Origin of the sequence: Micromonospora zamorensis (assembly GCF_900090275.1) — a bacterium.
In the GTDB taxonomy this organism is placed as follows: domain Bacteria; phylum Actinomycetota; class Actinomycetes; order Mycobacteriales; family Micromonosporaceae; genus Micromonospora; species Micromonospora zamorensis.
This window is the reverse complement of record NZ_LT607755.1, coordinates 2,666,652-2,682,979: the sequence shown is the minus strand read 5'-3', so window position 1 is coordinate 2,682,979 and position 16,328 is coordinate 2,666,652. Positions and strand designations below refer to the sequence as shown.

General features: G+C 71.8%; 18 protein-coding genes. 7 read left to right on the top strand and 11 right to left on the bottom strand.

From position 1 onward, the window contains the following. Positions 1 to 111: 111 nt before the first annotated feature. From GA0070619_RS11525 to GA0070619_RS11515, 3 genes are all read right to left on the bottom strand, one after another. On the bottom strand, positions 112 to 1,569 hold the full coding sequence (locus GA0070619_RS11525; RefSeq protein ID WP_088948056.1) for a sugar porter family MFS transporter: 1,458 nt from the start codon (positions 1,567 to 1,569) through the stop codon (positions 112 to 114). 171 nt (positions 1,570 to 1,740) lie between these two features. Further along, positions 1,741 to 2,577: an undecaprenyl-diphosphate phosphatase gene (locus GA0070619_RS11520; RefSeq protein WP_088948055.1), complete on the bottom strand. Its 837-nt coding sequence runs from the start codon at positions 2,575 to 2,577 to the stop codon at positions 1,741 to 1,743. Continuing rightward, the gene (locus GA0070619_RS11515) at positions 2,574 to 3,626 is read right to left on the bottom strand and encodes an LLM class F420-dependent oxidoreductase (RefSeq protein ID WP_030332780.1); all 1,053 of its coding nucleotides are present in this window, start codon (positions 3,624 to 3,626) and stop codon (positions 2,574 to 2,576) included. The genes GA0070619_RS11520 and GA0070619_RS11515 overlap by 4 nt, the downstream gene beginning before the upstream one ends. A 186-nt stretch (positions 3,627 to 3,812) precedes the next feature. Here GA0070619_RS11515 and GA0070619_RS11510 point away from each other — a divergent pair, with 186 nt between their 5' ends. Continuing rightward, the gene (locus tag GA0070619_RS11510; RefSeq protein ID WP_088948054.1) at positions 3,813 to 4,784 is read left to right on the top strand and encodes an aldo/keto reductase; all 972 of its coding nucleotides are present in this window, start codon (positions 3,813 to 3,815) and stop codon (positions 4,782 to 4,784) included. Between the two features lie 61 nt (positions 4,785 to 4,845). Here GA0070619_RS11510 and GA0070619_RS33795 read toward each other — a convergent pair whose 3' ends face one another. The 3 genes from GA0070619_RS33795 to GA0070619_RS11495 are packed head-to-tail and all read right to left on the bottom strand — an operon-like array spanning position 4,846 to position 7,156. Beyond that, positions 4,846 to 5,751: a hypothetical protein gene (locus GA0070619_RS33795; protein WP_088948053.1), complete on the bottom strand. Its 906-nt coding sequence runs from the start codon at positions 5,749 to 5,751 to the stop codon at positions 4,846 to 4,848. Positions 5,752 to 5,765: 14 nt separating this feature from the next. Beyond that, entirely contained in the window at positions 5,766 to 6,827 is a 1,062-nt protein-coding gene (locus GA0070619_RS11500; RefSeq protein WP_088948052.1) for a WXG100 family type VII secretion target, read from the bottom strand. After that, positions 6,824 to 7,156, bottom strand: a complete 333-nt coding sequence (locus GA0070619_RS11495; RefSeq protein WP_088948051.1) for a hypothetical protein — start codon at positions 7,154 to 7,156, stop codon at positions 6,824 to 6,826. The genes GA0070619_RS11500 and GA0070619_RS11495 overlap by 4 nt, the downstream gene beginning before the upstream one ends. A 93-nt stretch (positions 7,157 to 7,249) precedes the next feature. Between GA0070619_RS11495 and GA0070619_RS11490 the strand changes: the two genes are divergently transcribed. From GA0070619_RS11490 to GA0070619_RS11480, 3 genes are all read left to right on the top strand, one after another. After that, on the top strand, positions 7,250 to 7,669 hold the full coding sequence (locus GA0070619_RS11490; protein WP_088948050.1) for a YbaB/EbfC family nucleoid-associated protein: 420 nt from the start codon (positions 7,250 to 7,252) through the stop codon (positions 7,667 to 7,669). Next, a complete protein-coding gene (locus tag GA0070619_RS11485) occupies positions 7,666 to 8,412 on the top strand; it encodes an SseB family protein (RefSeq protein WP_088948049.1) in 747 nt (248 codons plus the stop codon). Before GA0070619_RS11490 ends, GA0070619_RS11485 begins: the two co-directional genes overlap by 4 nt. 200 nt (positions 8,413 to 8,612) lie before the next feature. Further along, entirely contained in the window at positions 8,613 to 8,804 is a 192-nt protein-coding gene (locus GA0070619_RS11480) for a DUF5703 family protein (RefSeq protein WP_013734349.1), read from the top strand. A 54-nt stretch (positions 8,805 to 8,858) separates the two neighbouring features. On the opposite strand, the gene GA0070619_RS11475 is transcribed toward GA0070619_RS11480, so the two are convergent. Further along, entirely contained in the window at positions 8,859 to 9,521 is a 663-nt protein-coding gene (locus GA0070619_RS11475; protein ID WP_088948048.1) for a hypothetical protein, read from the bottom strand. 58 nt (positions 9,522 to 9,579) lie between these two features. Beyond that, complete coding sequence (locus tag GA0070619_RS11470) at positions 9,580 to 10,908, bottom strand: M20/M25/M40 family metallo-hydrolase (RefSeq protein WP_088948047.1); 1,329 nt, start codon at positions 10,906 to 10,908, stop codon at positions 9,580 to 9,582. Positions 10,909 to 11,112: 204 nt separating this feature from the next. Here GA0070619_RS11470 and GA0070619_RS11465 point away from each other — a divergent pair, with 204 nt between their 5' ends. The 3 genes from GA0070619_RS11465 to GA0070619_RS11455 all read left to right on the top strand — a co-directional run bounded on the left by GA0070619_RS11465 (position 11,113) and on the right by GA0070619_RS11455 (position 13,085). Then, a complete protein-coding gene (locus GA0070619_RS11465; protein WP_088948046.1) occupies positions 11,113 to 11,715 on the top strand; it encodes a hemerythrin domain-containing protein in 603 nt (200 codons plus the stop codon). A gap of 86 nt (positions 11,716 to 11,801) precedes the next feature. Further along, positions 11,802 to 12,782, top strand: coding sequence for a LysR family transcriptional regulator (locus GA0070619_RS11460; RefSeq protein ID WP_088948045.1), 981 nt, complete (start codon positions 11,802 to 11,804; stop codon positions 12,780 to 12,782). A 57-nt stretch (positions 12,783 to 12,839) separates the two neighbouring features. Then, positions 12,840 to 13,085 carry a hypothetical protein gene (locus tag GA0070619_RS11455; RefSeq protein ID WP_088948044.1) on the top strand — a complete coding sequence of 82 codons (246 nt, stop codon included), beginning with the start codon at positions 12,840 to 12,842 and terminating at the stop codon, positions 13,083 to 13,085. A 57-nt stretch (positions 13,086 to 13,142) separates the two neighbouring features. Here the strand turns inward: GA0070619_RS11455 and GA0070619_RS11450 are convergent, their stop codons facing one another. The 3 genes from GA0070619_RS11450 to GA0070619_RS11440 are packed head-to-tail and all read right to left on the bottom strand — an operon-like array spanning position 13,143 to position 16,248. Then, positions 13,143 to 13,493 (bottom strand): DUF3140 domain-containing protein, encoded by a 351-nt coding sequence (locus GA0070619_RS11450; protein WP_088948043.1) that lies wholly within the window; start codon positions 13,491 to 13,493, stop codon positions 13,143 to 13,145. Beyond that, positions 13,493 to 13,696 carry a hypothetical protein gene (locus GA0070619_RS11445; protein WP_088948042.1) on the bottom strand — a complete coding sequence of 68 codons (204 nt, stop codon included), beginning with the start codon at positions 13,694 to 13,696 and terminating at the stop codon, positions 13,493 to 13,495. The genes GA0070619_RS11450 and GA0070619_RS11445 overlap by 1 nt, the downstream gene beginning before the upstream one ends. Further along, on the bottom strand, positions 13,693 to 16,248 hold the full coding sequence (locus GA0070619_RS11440) for an ATP-dependent Clp protease ATP-binding subunit (protein ID WP_088948041.1): 2,556 nt from the start codon (positions 16,246 to 16,248) through the stop codon (positions 13,693 to 13,695). Before GA0070619_RS11440 ends, GA0070619_RS11445 begins: the two co-directional genes overlap by 4 nt. Positions 16,249 to 16,328 lie beyond the last annotated feature (80 nt).

Sequence of the window (16,328 nt, the reverse complement as noted above, 5' to 3'; positions counted from 1 at the left end):
GTGAGCGCTTACGCTTGACCCTATTGAGCTACTTTGTCCTACTGATCCGTTTTGGGCGGCTTCGGATCGACCGTACGCCTCGCCCCTGCGTCGCGGGTCAGAAGGCGGGAATCACGCCGTACCGGCTGACCGGTCATCGACACGGTGCGGACGCCGAGCACGAGCGTCGGTCTGCCACATGTGCTGGATCTGTTCGAGAGTCCTGCCCTTGGTCTCCGGCAGGTACCGCCAGACGAACAGAAAGCCGAGCACGCAGGTGCCGGCGAAGAGGGCGAACACTCCCGATCTCCCCAGGGCGTCGAGCATGCTCAAAAAGAACTGCGTGATCAGGTACTCGGTGCCCCAGTGGGTGGCGGAGGCGATCGCCACGCACCGGCCCCGGATGCGGCCCGGGAAGATCTCGTTGATGACCGTCCAGGCGGTCGGCCCGATCGACATCGCGTAGAACGCCACGAACATGACCACACCGATCAGCAGGAAGATGCCCGCGTCGGTGGGATGGTGCCCGGTCGCTCCCGCCGTCCGCGCCGCCGGGGCCATCCTGGCGAAACTGATGCTGACCACCACGAGCGAGACCGCCATGCCCAGCAGCCCGACCAGCAGCAGCGGCCGGCGACCGAGCCGGTCAAGGAAGGCGACCGCGACCAGCGTGAAGAGTGAGTCGACCCCGCCGATCGCCCAGGTGGTCGCAGCCAGTTGCGCTTGCGGGGTGTGGAACCCGGCGGACGAGAAGATCTCGTCGGCGTAGTAGATGATCCCGTTGATCCCGGTCAGTTGCTGGAACAGCGCCATGCCGACACCGAGCGCCAACGGGCGCCGCCACTGCGGCGACAGCACCTCCCGCCAGCCCGCCTTGCCGGCCGAGAGGCTCTCCTCGATGGCGTGCAGTCGCTGGGGCACGTTCCGCGCCGGCACTGTCGCCCGCAGGGACGCCTCCGCCCGGCGCGGGTCCCCCCGTCCGAAGTACCAGACGGCCGAGTCGGGGATCACCGTGGTGACCAGGGCGAGGGCCACACCCAGCAGCGCCGCTGCCACCAGCAGGTAACGCCAGGAGTTGCCGGCCTCGAACAGCTCGTCGGCCAGGTAACCGATGAAGATGGCGAACGTCGTGGAGAACTGGTAGACCGCCAGGAGGCTGCCGCGGATCCGTTCCGGCGCGGCCTCCGCCGCGTACATCGGCCCGGCGACCGAGGCCACCCCGATGCCCAGCCCCAGGATCAACCGCGCGCCGAACATGACCCCGATCACCGGTGCGGTCGCCTGCAGGATCGTGCCCACCGCGAACGTGGCGGCGGCGACCCACAGCGCCCCGCGGCGACCGATCCGGTCCGCGAGGTGGCCGCCGAGCAGCGCGCCCACCAGCGCCCCAGGGGTCACCCAGCTCGCCGCCACCTCGACGGCGAAGGTGTCCGCGTGGAAGGTCTGGCGAATGTCGCGGAGCGCACCGCTGATGACGCCCTGGTCGTAGCCGAAGAACGCACCGGAGAGCACGACGATCGAGACGACCGCGACGAGGTTGCGTCTCGGTGGCCGCCCCCGGCCATGCTTCGGGCCAGCGCTGGCAGTCACGGTCGCCCTCTCCGACGCGAGCCACCGACAGATCCCACCCGGGGAGACAGCCCGATATCAGGAGAATAGAACCGCTGAGTCCTCGTTGTGCGGAACAGCGGAAACGGCCCGCCTTGGCCACGGAAAGGCCCCCACCCCTCTGCGAGGGGCGGGGGCCGAGGTGCGGGCGGATCAGGTGGCGCTGATCGTGCCGGTCATCAGCAGAGCCAGGACCAGGGTGCCCAGCGCGACCCGGTACAGCACGAAGACGTACAGGGTGTGGTGGGCGACGTAGCGCAACAGCCACGCGATGGCCGCGTAGCCGATGGCGAAGGCGATGACGGTGGCCACGATCGTCTGCGCCACGGTGGGCACGGACGTGCCCGGGGCGGACGGCTCGAAGACGTCCCCGAGGCTGAACACACCGGACATCACCACCGCCGGGATGGCCAGCAGGAACGAGTAGCGTGCCGCGGCCTCCCGGGTGAGGTTGAGCAACAGGCCGGCGGTGAGCGTGCCGCCGGAGCGGGACACCCCGGGCACCAGCGCCATGGCCTGGGCGAAGCCCATCACCACGCCGTCCTTCATCCGGAAGTTCTGCAGGGTACGCGTCTGCCGCCCCCAGTATTCGGCGAACGCCAGCACGAAGGCGAACACGATCAGCGTGGTCGCCACCACCCACAGGTTGCGCCCAGCGGTCTTGATCTGGTCCTTGAACAGGAAGCCGAACAGCCCGATGGGGATCGAGCCGACGATCACGTACCAGCCCATCCGATAGTCGAGGCTGGAACGCACCGACTTGTCCCTGATGCCGACCAGCCACGTCCGGGTGATCCGCCAGATGTCCTTGGCGAAGTAGATCAGCACGGCCGCTTCGGTGCCGAGCTGGGTGACCGCTGTGAACGACGCGCCGGCATCACGGTCGAAGAAGATCGCCGAGGTGATCCGCAGATGCCCCGACGAGCTGACCGGGAGGAACTCGGTCAGTCCCTGGACGATGCCCAGGACGATGGCCTCGACCCAGGTCACTCGCCAACTCCGGAGAGGTCGAGCGCCTCGGCGACGGTACGCAGGGTCTGCACCCCGCTGTCCCGGTCCGCCACGAACAGGGTCACCGACAGCGTGGTGACGCCGGCGGCAGCGTACTCCCGCATGCGCTCGGCGATGCGCTCCTTCGGGCCGAGCAGCGAGGTGCGGTCGATGAACTCCATCGGTACGGCGGCGGCGGCGTCGCGCTGCCGCTTGGCCAGGTACAGGTCCTGCACCTCGCGGGCGGCGTCGCCGTAACCCATCCGGGTGGCGAGCTGGTTGTAGAAGTTCTGCTGGCGGCTGCCCATGCCACCCACGTACAGCGCCGCGTACCAGCGCACCAGCTCGGCGCAGGAGGCCACGTCGTCACCGATCACCACAGGCACCGACGGCACCACGTCGAACCCGGCCAGCTCCTTGCCGACCTTGGCCCGCCCGGCGCGGACCGAGGCGAGCTGCTCCTCGGCGAACTCCGGGGCATAGAACACGGCCAGCCAGCCGTCGGCGATCTCGCCGGCCAGCTCCAGGTTCTTCGGGCCGACCGCCGCCAGGTAGATCGGAATGTGCTCGCGTGGCGGGTGGAAGCCCAGCCGCAGGGCCTTACCGGGGCCGTCGGGCAGCGGCAGCGTGTAGTGCTCGCCGTCGTACGCCACCTCCTTGCGGGCGATGGCCAGCTTGACGATGTCGACGAACTCGCGGGTCCGGGCGAGTGGCTTGGCGAACCGCACACCGTGCCAGCCCTCGGAGACCTGCGGGCCGGAGACGCCCAGGCCGAGGCGGAACCGACCACCGGAGAGCGCGTCGATGGTGGCGGCGGTCATGGCGGTGGCCGCCGGCGTACGCGCGGGGATCTGCATCACCGCGGCGCCGACGTCGATCCGTTCGGTCTGGCCGGCCATCCAGGCGAGCATGCTGGGCGAGTCGGAGCCGTAGGCCTCCGCCGCCCACACCACCGAGTAACCCAGCCGGTCGGCCTCCTGGGCCAACGCCAGGTGGTCGGCCGGTGTGCTCCACGCCGTCTGGTATCCGAGACTGAGCCCGAGTCGCACTGGTCCTCCCCCATCCGTGGCACAGGTCGCACCAGGTTACGCAATGCCGATAACAGACTCGATCACCGGCTCGACACCTTTGGTCCCCCCTCCATCGGGGCAGCCCATGGCGGCGGAACCGGCAGAACCGGCAGAGATACGGGAGCGAGGATATCTCTCACGGCAGGTTCGAAATAAGGTTCACCCATGCAACAGCGACCGCTCGGCCGAAGCGGGCTGGCGGTTTCCCGGCTCGCGCTCGGCACCATGACCTGGGGCCGGGACACCGACGCCGACGATGCGGCCGCCCAGCTGAAGAGTTACCTGGACGCGGGCGGCAACTTGATCGACACCGCCGACGTGTACGGCGACGGCGACGCCGAGTCGGTGATCGGTTCACTGCTGGGCTCCCTGGTGCCCCGCGAGGAGCTGCTGATCGCCACCAAGGCCGGGTTGCGCCCGGGCAGCGGCCGGCGCCGGGACGGCTCCCGAGGGCACCTGCTGCGGACGTTGGACGCGTCCCTGCGGCGGCTGGGCACCGACCACGTCGACCTGTTCCAGGTGCACGGGTACGACCCGGACACCCCGCTGGAGGAGACCCTGGCCGCTTTGGACCACGCGGTGGCCAGCGGCAAGGTCCGCTACGTCGGGGTGTCGAACTTCTCCGGGTGGCAGACCGCGCGGGCCGCCGCCTGGCAGACCGCCTGGCCGGGGCGGGCGCCGGTGGTCGCGTCCCAGGTCGAATACTCGCTGCTGGAGCGGGGTGTGGAGCGGGAGGTGCTGCCCGCCTGCGACGCGCTCGGTCTTGGCGTGCTGCCCTGGTCGCCGCTGGGCCGGGGAGTGCTGACCGGTAAGTACCGGCACGGCCGTCCGGCGGATTCGCGGGCCGCGTCGCCGCACTTCGAGCGGTTCGTCGCCACGTACCTGGACCCCCGTTGCTCCAGCATCGTGGAGGCGGTGGCGACCGCGGCCGGCGGGCTGGGTGTGTCGCCGCTGGAAGTGGCGTTGGCCTGGATCCGGGACCGGCCCGGGGTGACCGCGCCGATCCTCGGCGCCCGGACCGTGGGGCAGCTGCTCGGCGCGCTCCAGGTGGAACGGATCACACTGCCCGAGGAGATCACCACAGCTCTGGACGACGTCTCGGCGGTGCCGGTCGGCTACCCCGAGCGCGACGGCTGACCCGACCGCCGGGCCACGGGCAGACCCGTCGGCCAGCGCACCGTGCCCGACGCCGTCCCGGTCACGGCGTCGGACGCTGTCCGGGGAGGTCCTGGATCGCGGTCAGGAAGCGCGACTGGTCGTCACGGAGCGCGGGCTGGGTCAGCCGGATCCACGAGCCGTCGTCGAAGACGATGGTGGAGGCGAGCTGCACGAGCCCGCTCGCGCCACGCTCGGAGTCGACTCGGGCCACCCGGTCGCGGCGCACACTCCACAGCACCCGCGGTTGACGGCGGTCGGGCCGGTCGGCGTCCGGGCGGGGGCCCATCCGCAGTAGGTGGAGGTGGGTGTCCGTCACCGCCAGCGGGGTACCCGTGTAGCGCTCCAGGAAGAGCAGGAGGCTCCCGGCGAGGGTGGCGAGGTCGCCGCTGAAGACGTACCGCCGGCGGTAGGCGATCTCGGCCAGCTGGTCGGCCAGCGGGCGGTACAGGCTGAGCCGGAACAGCGCCCGAAACGCCTCCTGCTCCTCGGTGAGCGGGATCGGCTCCCGTTGGGCGGGTTGCTGGGGCAGGCCCGGCTCCGGCGCCGCCAGCTCCGGCACACCGGCGGCGATGGCACCGGCCTTGCCCGGCAGCAGCAGTACGCCCGCGGCCAGCCGCACCGGCGTCAGCACGGCGTCCACCCAGACCACCGGGTTGACGATGTTGAGCAGCCCGAACAGCACCTTCGGGTCGAGCGCATCGGTCAACTCGGCGCCAACCTCGTCGGCGAGCTGCCGACCGGCCTGGTGGGTCTGCGACATGCGCACCGGTCCGAGCCCTACGTAGCGGAGGTCCTGCCCGGCCAACAGCGGTGCTACCAGGGCGCGCTCCGGCTCGTCGCTGGTGCGAAACTCGTCCCGCAGCTCGCGGGCCTTGTCCCGGGCGACCCGCGCGCCGCCGAGCACCGCGTCGGTGAACCGACCCAGCCGACCCCGCTCCCCTGACATCAACCGTCGCCTCCCTATCGGCCCGCCGGCTGGCCCGCGGGCGGCTGCCCGAAGACATTCTGGTCGATCCAGTCGGCGCCGCCCTGCACCGCCTGGTCGACCTGGTCGCCGATCTGTTCGCTGGCGGGCATGGAGAGGCCGCTGGTCAGCGCGACAGTCCCCCAGGTGACGCCGTGCACGACAGAGTTCGGCACGTTCCACGGCAGGTTGGTCGCCCAGTCCCGGGCGATCACTCGGGCACCGTCGGCGACACCGTGCGTCCGTAGCGCGGCGGCCCGGTCGAGGACACCCATGTCGAACGGGGAACCGGACTTGCCCAGCTTGTAGGTGCCCTTGGTGGGGTCGAGGAACTTGTGGTGCCACTTGTCGAGCTTGCCGGCGGCGCTGCGCTTGTCGGCGTACTTCCTGCCGGTGCGCAGCGCCTTCTGCATGTCGACCAGCTTGTCGAGGTGCATGCGCAGCTTGCGCAGGTACAGCAGCACCCGCTGGAGCAGGCGGATGACTTTCTGCAGGTGCACCGCGAGCGGTCGGATGACCTTCAACATCCTGGTGACCACGATCAGGCCCCTGGTGACGGCCACGCCCACGCCGGCAGCCCAGGACGCGCCCATGGTGACCGGGGCCATCAGCAACGCCGTCACCAGCGTCACCAGGAGGAAGTTCACGAACTCCACGCAGATGTCCACGAGCACGTCGTGCACGGTCTGCAGGCCGTCAGCGACGCCGCGCAGGTACTCCGCGGTCGCGGTGAACTGCTCGGCGACGTCGAGGAGCTGCTGCTCCACCTCGGCCAACCGCTGGCCGTACGCCACACCGGAGGGTGAGCGCCAGCCGGCCTGCGCGGACTCCCGGGTTCCGCGGTGCCCCTGCGCCAGGTCGCGCACCTGCGCGGCCAGCGCGTCCCACTCGGAGGCCTTCGCGCGCAGCACGGCGGGCTCCCCGTCGACCAGGTCGACGAGCTGGATGAGCGGCCAGGCCAAGGTCCGGCAGACGCTGTTGACCGCGTCCTCCACTCCGGAGAGCGCGTTGTCGAGGCCGTTCCACAGCTGGACGGCGCTGCCGGCCGGACCGCTCATCCGGGCAGCCCCGACTGGATGGCCTTGAACCCGGCGTCGAGGTCCCGCTCGTTGTGCTCGTACGCCTCCGCCGTGTCGGCCAGCGCCGTGGCGACCCGGCCGAACGCGGCGTTCGCGGCGGCGAACAGCTCCTTGCCGCCGGTGACCTGCTCGGCGTACTTGTCGCGGAGCATGTCGCTGGCGAACGGCAGATGACCGAAGGCGTCCGACGGCATGTCGCCGGCCGCGACGATCTGCCCCTCCAACGCGGCGAGCGAGCTGGCGACCTGCTTGGCGGCTGTCTCCAGTCGACGGACCGCCTGCACGTCGACATCGATATCCGGCGGCATGCCATTCCTCCCCCATGAGTCGAGCGCACCGACGATACGATCTCCCGGCCGCCGGCCACCACCCGGTCGCACGATCCACGGGGAGGAATCTCAATGACGGACCCGACGTCCGCGTTCGACGCGCTCGCCGGGCGGATCGCCGACATCGAACGCCAATTCGCGGGCCTCCGCGACAACCTGGCCGAGCTGTCCGGCACCGCGACCGACGAGAGCGGGCTGGTCTCGGCGACCGTCGACGCCACCGGAGCGCTGACCGGCCTCACCCTCGCGCCCGCCGCCCTACGCGCCGGCACCGAAGGGGTGGCCGAGCTGGTGCTCGACGCGTACCGGCGGGCCCGCGCGGTCGCCTCCACGCACGTCGACGAGCACACGGAGGGGTTTGACGTCGCGCTCGGCGCGGGGCTCGGGGACCTGTTCGGCACGCCAGGTGACTTCTCGGCGCTGGGCCGACTGGAGGAGACCGTGGCCCGGCTCGGGCGGCTGGACGACCGTCTGCCGGGCGCACCAGCGTGACGCCGCCGTCGCCGACCTGGCCGGAGATCGCCGCTCGGCTGCGGGACACCGTCGTCCGCTGCGACCGGGACACCGACCTGGTGCTCTCCGCCGGTCCGCGCGGGATCCGGCTGCTGGTGCGCCGCCAGGTGGTGCGGGCTGTCTGCCCCGGCCACGACGAGGCACGCCTGGCCGCGCTCGGCTGGCACCGCCCGACCGGCGCCGAGGGCTGGTGGTACGAGGCGGCGCGCACTCCTGAGCAGGTGGAACGGCTCAGTGCGTTAGTGACCCGTACCGCCGCCGAGGTGTTGACCGACGAGCCCGGCGCGCTCTCCTGTCGGGCGGTGACCCACGCCCAGGCGGCTCCGGCCGGGACGACAGCCGCCCAGGCGGAGCCGGCGGTGGTGGCCGTGCTCGTCGCGGCCGTCGACCGGCGTGACCTGCCCGGCTACCTCGGGGCGCTGGCCGGCGCCCCGGTGTGCGTCCCGCTGGCCGGGGAACCGGCGCCAGACGCCGACTTCCCGTGGACGGTGGTCGGCGACGCGACCGGCGCGCCGCTGCTGCCGGTCTTCACCTCGCCCGGGGCGCTCGCTGCGTTCGCCGGGGACGGGGTGCCGTTCGTCGCGCTGGCCTGCGCCGACCTGTTTGAGGACTGGCCGGACCCGTCCTGGGGGCTGGCGGTCGACCCGGGCAACGCCTGGGGAGTCGCCCTGGCCGCGCCGGCCCTCGCCGCACTGCTGACGGCGAACGTCCCCGCCGGCTGACGTCCTCCCCGGGCACACGACGCGGTCCGCCACGGGCGCGTACCTGTCTTGTCGACGAGGCGGTACGGATCGGCGCTTCCAGCTGGCCGTCCCCCGAGACCGGGCGGCGCGCACAGGGCGGCACGAACCGCCCACGGCAGCGTCGTTGGTCACCCCCGAGGGGGTGGCGAATGGCCGCTGGGCTGGGCAGCATGGATGGCATGGACTACGAATACGCGCCGCTGCGGCTGCCGCCGAACGTCGACCGGTTGACCGCCGCGGCGCAGTTGGCGATCCAGGCGGAGTTCTCAGGATGGGAGTTGGCCCGGGTGCGGCTGTACCGCGACGGCACGCGGCAGGTGGTGCTGCGTCGCCGGCGGGTCAACCAGCCGCAGCCGGGCCTGTCGTACTGAAGAGTCGGGCGGGAACGCCCGGGGCCCCGAACCGGGCCCCGGGCGTGATCCGACCTAGTGCTGGTGCCCGGCGTGGTCGTGGTCGTCGTCGAGCTCCAGGAACGGGTGCTCGTCGAGCCGACCGACCAGCCGGTCGTCGGCCGCTGGCTGGAACGGGCCGACCGCGTCGTCGTCGTCGAACGACTCCAGGTCGACCGGGGTGCCCACCTCGCTGACCATGACCACCCCGTCGAGCGGTTCCAGCTCGGGGACGTCCAGCGCGCCGAGCGAGCCGTCGCCGCTCTGCAGCAGCTCCAGCACCGCCTCGCCGACGCCCTCCACCTGCGCCGGCTCGTCGTCCTCGGGAGTGCCCTCGCGCCGGGCTGCCTCGGCCACCCGCAGCAGCGCGGCGACGCTCGGCACCCGGTAGTCGCGACGCTGGCGTACCGAGATCACCCGCGGGTGCGGGTCGCTGGCCTCGGCACCGTCGACGCCGCCGAAACGCTCGTCGGCCTCGTCCGGGTCGATCGAGTCGACATCCCACGGCGTCACCTCACCGAAGGCGTCGAGCAACCGCTCGTCGTAGGCGAAGGAGGCGTTGTTCAACGCCACGTACGCCTGCCAGACGTCGTCGTCGTCGACGCGGCCCTGAGCGGCGCGTACGGCGGCCAGGTGGTGGCGGGCCGCTTCGATCACGCGCTCGAGAGCGGCGTCCAGCTCACCGTGCTGGTCGGTCATGTGGGGCAGTCCCTTCACGATGGGGAGATTGCGTGCCGGCGGCAACTGCCGGACACGGCTAGCAGGTGCGGAGGAACCGGTCGAGCACCCGCACGCCGAACTGTAGTCCGTCCACCGGAACCCGCTCGTCGATGCCGTGGAACAACGCCGAGAAGTTCAGTTCGGCGGGCAGCCGGAGCGGGGCGAACCCGAAGCAGCGGATGCCGAGCTGCGAGAACGCCTTGGCGTCGGTGCCGCCGGAGAGCATGTACGGGACCGGCCGTGCTCCCGGGTCCTCCGCGCGCAGGGCCGCCGACATGGCCTCGACCAGGTCACCGTCGAAGGTGGTCTCCAGGGCGGGCTGCCGCTGGACGTACTCGATCGCGATGTCCGGGCCGACCAGCTCGCGCAGCTGCCGCTCCAGCAGCTCGGACTGGCCGGGCAGGCTGCGGCAGTCGATGGTGGCGGTGGCCCGGCCGGGGATGACGTTGTCCTTGTAGCCGGCGCTCAACCGGGTCGGGTTGGCGGTGTTGCGGATCGTCGCGCCGATGATGTTGGCGATCGGGCCGAGCTTGGCGATGGCCGTCTCCGGGTCGTCCGGGTCCAGCTCGATGCCGAGCAGGTCGGAGACCTCCGTCAGGAACGCCCGTACGGTGTCGGTGACGACCACCGGGAAGCGGTGCCGCCCGATCCGGGCGACCGCCTCGGCGAGCGCGGTGACCGCGTTGTCGTCGTGCATCATCGAGCCGTGCCCGGGGCGGCCCTTGGCGTGCAGCCGCAGCCAGTCGATGCCCTTCTCGGCGGTCTCGATGAGATAGAGCCGCTGGTTGTCGTTGACCGAGTAGGAGAAGCCGCCTACCTCGCCGATCGCCTCGGTGCACCCGTCGAAGAGGCCACGGTGGTTGTCCACCAGGAAGCGCGCGCCGTAGTCGCTGCCCGCCTCCTCGTCGGCGGTGTACGCGAGCACGATGTCGCGCGGGGGTCGTACGCCGGTGCGCTGCCAGTGCCGCACCACGGCGAGCACCATCGCGTCGAAGTCCTTCATGTCGATGGCGCCCCGGCCCCACAGGTAGCCGTCGCGCTGCTCGCCGGAGAAGGGGTGCACCGACCATTCGTCGGCGTCGGCGGGCACCACGTCCAGGTGGCCGTGCACCAGCAGCGCGCCCCGGCTCGGGTCGGTGCCCGGGATGCGGGCCACCACGTTCGCCCGGCCCGGTGCGGACTCGTGCAGGACGGACTCCACGCCCACCTCGGCGAGCTTCTCCGCCACGTACTCGGCCGCGCGGCGCTCGCCCACGCTGGTGTCGTTGTCCCCGGTGTTGGTGGTGTCGATGCGCAGCAGGTCGCGGCACAGGTCCACGACCTCTGCGGTGGGGTCGGGTCGGGCGGAGGCGGCATCGCTCGTCATCGCCTCTTCATACCAGCCCGCGCCGGTCGACAGGCCGGCGCACCGGCACGGACCGGCCGGCGCGGCGGCGCGGCCGGGCCACGCACCCGTCGCGCACGCGCCGACACATCGACGGGTCGGTTTCGCCGTGAGCGGGTTCGGGTACCGCCGCCTGCGACCGTACGTCCCTGCCGGAGCTTCCGCCCGCCAGTCGAGGAGGGCACCATGTCCACCGTTCCCCTGCCGCCGTTGCCGCCCGCACCCGAGGACGGCTTCCGGCCCGGTGGTCGCAGCATCGCCGACATCGTGGACCGGGAGCACCGGCAACTGCTGGCGCTGCTGGACCAGCTGACCGGCCCGGACGCCACGCCGCAGGGAGGGCTGCCGGTGCTCAGCGCCGCGCTGTCGCGGCACCTGTCCGCCGAGGAGCAGTACCTGCTGCCGGCGGTGCGTGCCGCCCTGCCGGCCGCGACCGAGCGCGTGGACGCCGAGATCGCGGCCGACGCCGGTCTGCTGAACGCCCTGAAGGGGCTGACGGATGGTGCGTTGACAGAGGTCGCCGAGCGGGTTCGTCAGCACGTCGACGGGGTGGGCGGGCTCGTCACGGAGCTGCGCGCGGTCGCGACCGATGAGGAGCTGATCCGCCTGGGCAACCGGCTGGAGATCGCCGAGGAGGCGGCGCCGACCCGGCCGCACCCGGGCACTCCGGGCACCCCTCCGTGGAACCGGATCGTGGAGCCGGCGGTCGGCGTGGTGGACAAGGTGCTCGACGTGGTGACCCGGCGGCCGACGTACCTGGCGGACCTGCCGGAGCCACCCCGCGACTGAGGCAAGGCCACGCTCGCCATTGCATTCATTATCACCGATCCGCTCGGGCTATTCCGCCGGCTGACCCGTGGTCCTACCGTCACCCTATGAACCTGGAGCTGCGTCACCTGCGGGTGGTCTGCGCGATCGCTGAGACGGGGAGTGTGACGAAGGCGGCGTCGGCGCTCGGCCTGGCCCAGCCGGCGCTCACCGCCCAGCTCCAGCGCATCGAACGGACCCTGGGCGGCCCGCTGTTCGACAGGGACCGGCGCGGCGCCCGGCCCACCGCGCTCGGCGAGCTGGTGCTGGCCCGGGCCCGGGTCCTGCTGCCGGCGATGAAGGGGCTTCAGGACGAGGCGGCCCGGCTGGCCGGCGCCGGCGGGGCACCGCCGTGCTACCGGTTCGGCGGGGTCAACAGCCCGATCCTGGGCCGGCTGGTGCACCGGTTGGCAGCCGAACACCCGCCCGCCCAGATCACCACGTTCGCGTCCTGGTCGGTGGACGAGTTGGCACAGTTGGTGGCCGGCGGCCGACTCGACTTCGCGCTCACCGGTGTGTGCGGCGACGCCATCCCGTCGGCCGGGTTCGGGTTGAGCTGGCAGGAGGTGGCCATCGACCCGGTGCTGGTGCTGCTGCCGGAGTCGCACCCCCTCGCCGAACGCGACGAGGTGCGCCTGGCCGACCTGCGCCACGAGCAGTGGGTGGCCGCGCCGGGCGACGGCTGCTTCGGCGACTGCTTCGCCGCCGCCTGCGCCCGCGCCGGCTTCACCCCCCGCAAGGTGTACGAGACCGACATCCGCGGCTGCGTCGACCTGGTGGACGCCGGCGTGGCGGTGGCGCTGTGTCAGGCGACCTTCCGCCCGGTGGCCGGGCTGGTGACCCGCCGGATCGCCGGCACACCGCTGCGCTGGCGGCTCCTGCTCGGCTGGCACCCGGACTCCCCCGCCGCTCAGGGCGCCGACCTGGTGTTGGAGACGGCCAAGGCGGCGTACGTCGACTCGCTGGCCCCGCATCCGGAATACCTGTCCTGGCTGCTGAGCAATCCCGGGTTCGGTGTGCGGCGACCCAGCGGGATCCGACCGGTCTGAGCCGGTATTCCCTGCCGGTGGCGGTGCGAACCGCCGTTGGCCGGGTATCTGGCGGACATGACCGACCTCTACCCGCCCGCCGACGACCGCGAACTGCTGCGCCAGGCGGCCGCCGCGCACACCGCCGCCACCCGCCAGGTGGAGGCGTTCCTGCGCCGCCTACCGGCGGTGCCCGACCCGGCCGACGTCACCGAGTACGCCAATCTGCTCACCCGGGAGGACCAGACCCGCGGTGACCGGGACGCCGCCGCCGACGCGGCCGGCCTGACCATCGGCAGCCTGGAACCCGACCAGGGCCAGTAGCAGGACGCCGAACGGTGCCGTCCCCGCCCGGGACGGCACCGTCGTGCGTTCGCTCAGTCAGCGTTCGATGAGCGGGTCGTGACCCAGGTCGAGCAACGAGTGCCGCCAGCTGTCGTCGGCGTTTCCGCGCGACGGCTTGGCGTCCATCAGCTCGCGGATGCGCTCGACCGCCTCCCGCATCACCTCGATGTCCTCCGGGGTGAGGTCCACCTTGCGCTTGTTCAGCACCTTGAGGATCTCCCGGCCCGGCTGGGGCAGGTCGAGGTTCGGGTTCGGGCTGAACGACTCCTCCCCGGAACCCCGGGTCAGCAGCCAGGTGCGCAGCTGCTCCGACGGGACGTTGACCTCGGCGTGGAAGTCCTCCCAGAGCACTTCCACCTCGGGGTCGAGCCTCGCTTCGCGTACCATCAGGTCTCCTCTCCGGGCGGCGGCCCGGACGTCTCCGGGTCGTCCTGGTCGGTCAACGGACGCAGGCCCTCGGCTGCCAGCCGCGTTCGGCGGGGGTTCGCGGTGGGCGGCGCCAGGATCGGGTCGGGATGGTCCTCCTCGTCCCGATGTTTCGCAGGCTCGTGCGGCTCCTCGTGCTCGTCTCGTCGCGCCGGGCCGCTCATCGCGGGTGGGTGGTCGTGGCGGCGGTGTACCCCCGCTCGCCTGCGGTCACGTCGAAGGTGAGCGCGCCGTCGCGGGCGTCCACAATGACCTTCTGCCCCGGTGAGATCGCCGACTCCAGCAACATCCGGGACAGGTGGTTGTCCACCTCCCGCTGGATCACCCGGCGCAGCGGTCGGGCGCCGAACTCCGGCTGGTAGCCGTGCTCGGCGAGCCAGTCGATGCCTGCCGTGGTGAACTCCACCTGGAGGTCCTGGGCGTGCATGCGGCGGCGGGTCTCCTCCAGCAGCAGCGCGGTGATGTCGCGCAGCTGCTCGGCCTCCAGCCGGCGGAAGATGATGACCTCGTCGATGCGGTTGAGGAACTCCGGGCGGAAGTTCTCCTGCAGTCGGCGCATCAGCCGCTCCCGCAGTTCGTTGCTCTCCTGCTCGCTACCCACGTCCCCGCTGCCGAAGCCGACCGAGCGCTGGGCGCCGGTGATCAGCTCCGAGCCGAGGTTGCTCGTCATGATCAGTACGGTGTTCTTGAAGTTCACAGTGCGACCCTGGCTGTCGGTCAGCCGCCCGTCGTCGAGCACCTGGAGCAGGATGTTGAACACGTCCGGGTGGGCCTTCTCGATCTCGTCGAGCAGCACCACCGCGTACGGGCGGCGACGCACCGCCTCGGTGAGCTGGCCGGCCTCCTCGTAGCCGACGTATCCGGGTGGCGCGCCGACCAGCCGGCTGACCGTGTGTCGTTCCTGGAACTCGCTCATGTCCACCCGGACCATCCGGTCCGCCTCGCCGAACAGCGCCTCGGCCAGCGCGCGGGCCAGCTCGGTCTTGCCGACGCCGGTCGGGCCGAGGAACAGGAAGCTGCCCATCGGCCGCTCCGGGTCGGCCAGCCCGGCCCGGGAACGGCGGACGGCCTCGGCGACCGCGGTGACCGCGTCGTCCTGACCGACCACCTTCTGGTGCAGGTACCCCTCCAGGCGCAGCAGCCGGTCCCGTTCCTCCTCGGTGAGCTGGCTGACCGGGATGCCGGTGGCCCGGGAGACCACCTCGGCGATCTCCTTCGGACCCACCTCGGGCACCTGCGAGGACGACCCGTCGTCGCCGTTCGCCCGACGGATCTCCTCCTCCAGCTCGGAGATCCGGTCGCGCAGCGCGGAGGCCCGCTCGTACTGCTCGTCGCTGACGGCCTGCTCCTTGTCCCGGCGTACCTCGTCGAGCTCCTGCTCCAGCTCCCGCACGTCGGAGGCGGGCGTGCGGGTGCGCAGCCGCACCCGCGCGCCGGCCTGGTCGATGAGGTCGATGGCCTTGTCCGGCAGGAACCGGTCGGTGACGTACCGGTCGGACAGCTCGGCGGCCGCGACCAGCGCCTCGTCGGTGAAACGCACCTGGTGGTGCGCCTCGTACCGGTCGCGCAGACCACGCAGGATGGCGATGGTGTCGTCGACGCCGGGCTCGGGCACCAGCACCGGCTGGAAGCGCCGGGCCAGCGCGGCGTCCTTCTCGATGCTCTTGCGGTACTCGTCCAGCGTCGTCGCGCCGATCACCCGCAGCTCGCCACGGGCCAGTGCGGGTTTGAGCATGTTGGACGCGTCCATCCCACCCTCGCTGCCGGCGCCACCCGCCCCGACCAGGGTGTGGATCTCGTCCATGAAGATGATCAGCTCGTCCCGGTGCGCCCGGATCTCGTCGATCACCTTCTTCAGCCGCTCCTCGAAGTCGCCCCGGTAGCGGGTGCCGGCGACCAGACCGGCCAGGTCGAGTTGGACGACCCGCTTGCCGAGCAGGGTCTGCGGGACGTCACCGTCGCAGATCCGCTCGGCCAGCCCCTCGACGATGGCGGTCTTTCCCACACCGGCCTCGCCGATCAGCACCGGGTTGTTCTTGGTACGCCGGGACAGGATCTCCACGGCCTGCTCGATCTCGTCGGCCCGTCCGATCACCGGGTCGATCTGATCGTTGCGGGCCAGGTCGGTGAGGTCCTGCCCGTACTGGTCCAGGGTGGGCGTGCCGCGATCCGGCTTCGGGCCGTTCATCGGCCCGCGCTCGGCGTTGGCCGCCTGCAACGACTCGGGTTGGATCCGGCCGGCGGCCAGCATCCGCCCGGCCGGCGACTCCGGGTTGAGCGGCAACGCCATCAGGATGTGCTCAGGGCCGATGTAGTTGGCGCCCATCGCCCGGGACAGCTGGTGGGCGTCGAGCAGCGCCCGCTTGGCGGCGGGGGTCAACGACAGGTTCGGCGGCACCTCCCCGCGCGGTGCGCCGTCGCCCTTCCCCCCGAGCGCGTTGAGCAGGGTGTCCGGGTCGGCGCCGGCCCGGCGTACGAGGTCCCGCAGGGGTTCGCGTTGCAGCGCCGCCCAGAGCAGGTGGTCGGTGTCCAGGTCGCTGCTCTGGCGCTGGGCGGCCCGCCGGGCGGCGTCGGCCAGCATCTCCCGGGCGTCGGCCGTCATCAGACGGGTGATGTCGACCCGGTGCGGTGGCCGGCGCCCTCCCTCGCCCCGGCCGAAGTATCTGGCCAGGAATTCGTCCCACGGGTCGGAGCCGATGTCACCGGGTCCCATCATGTCTGTCCTCCGCAGTCGGGCGCGGCACGGTCGGCAGGGGCTACCCGGCGCGCGCCCCGACAAACGCCGCAGGTGGTGGA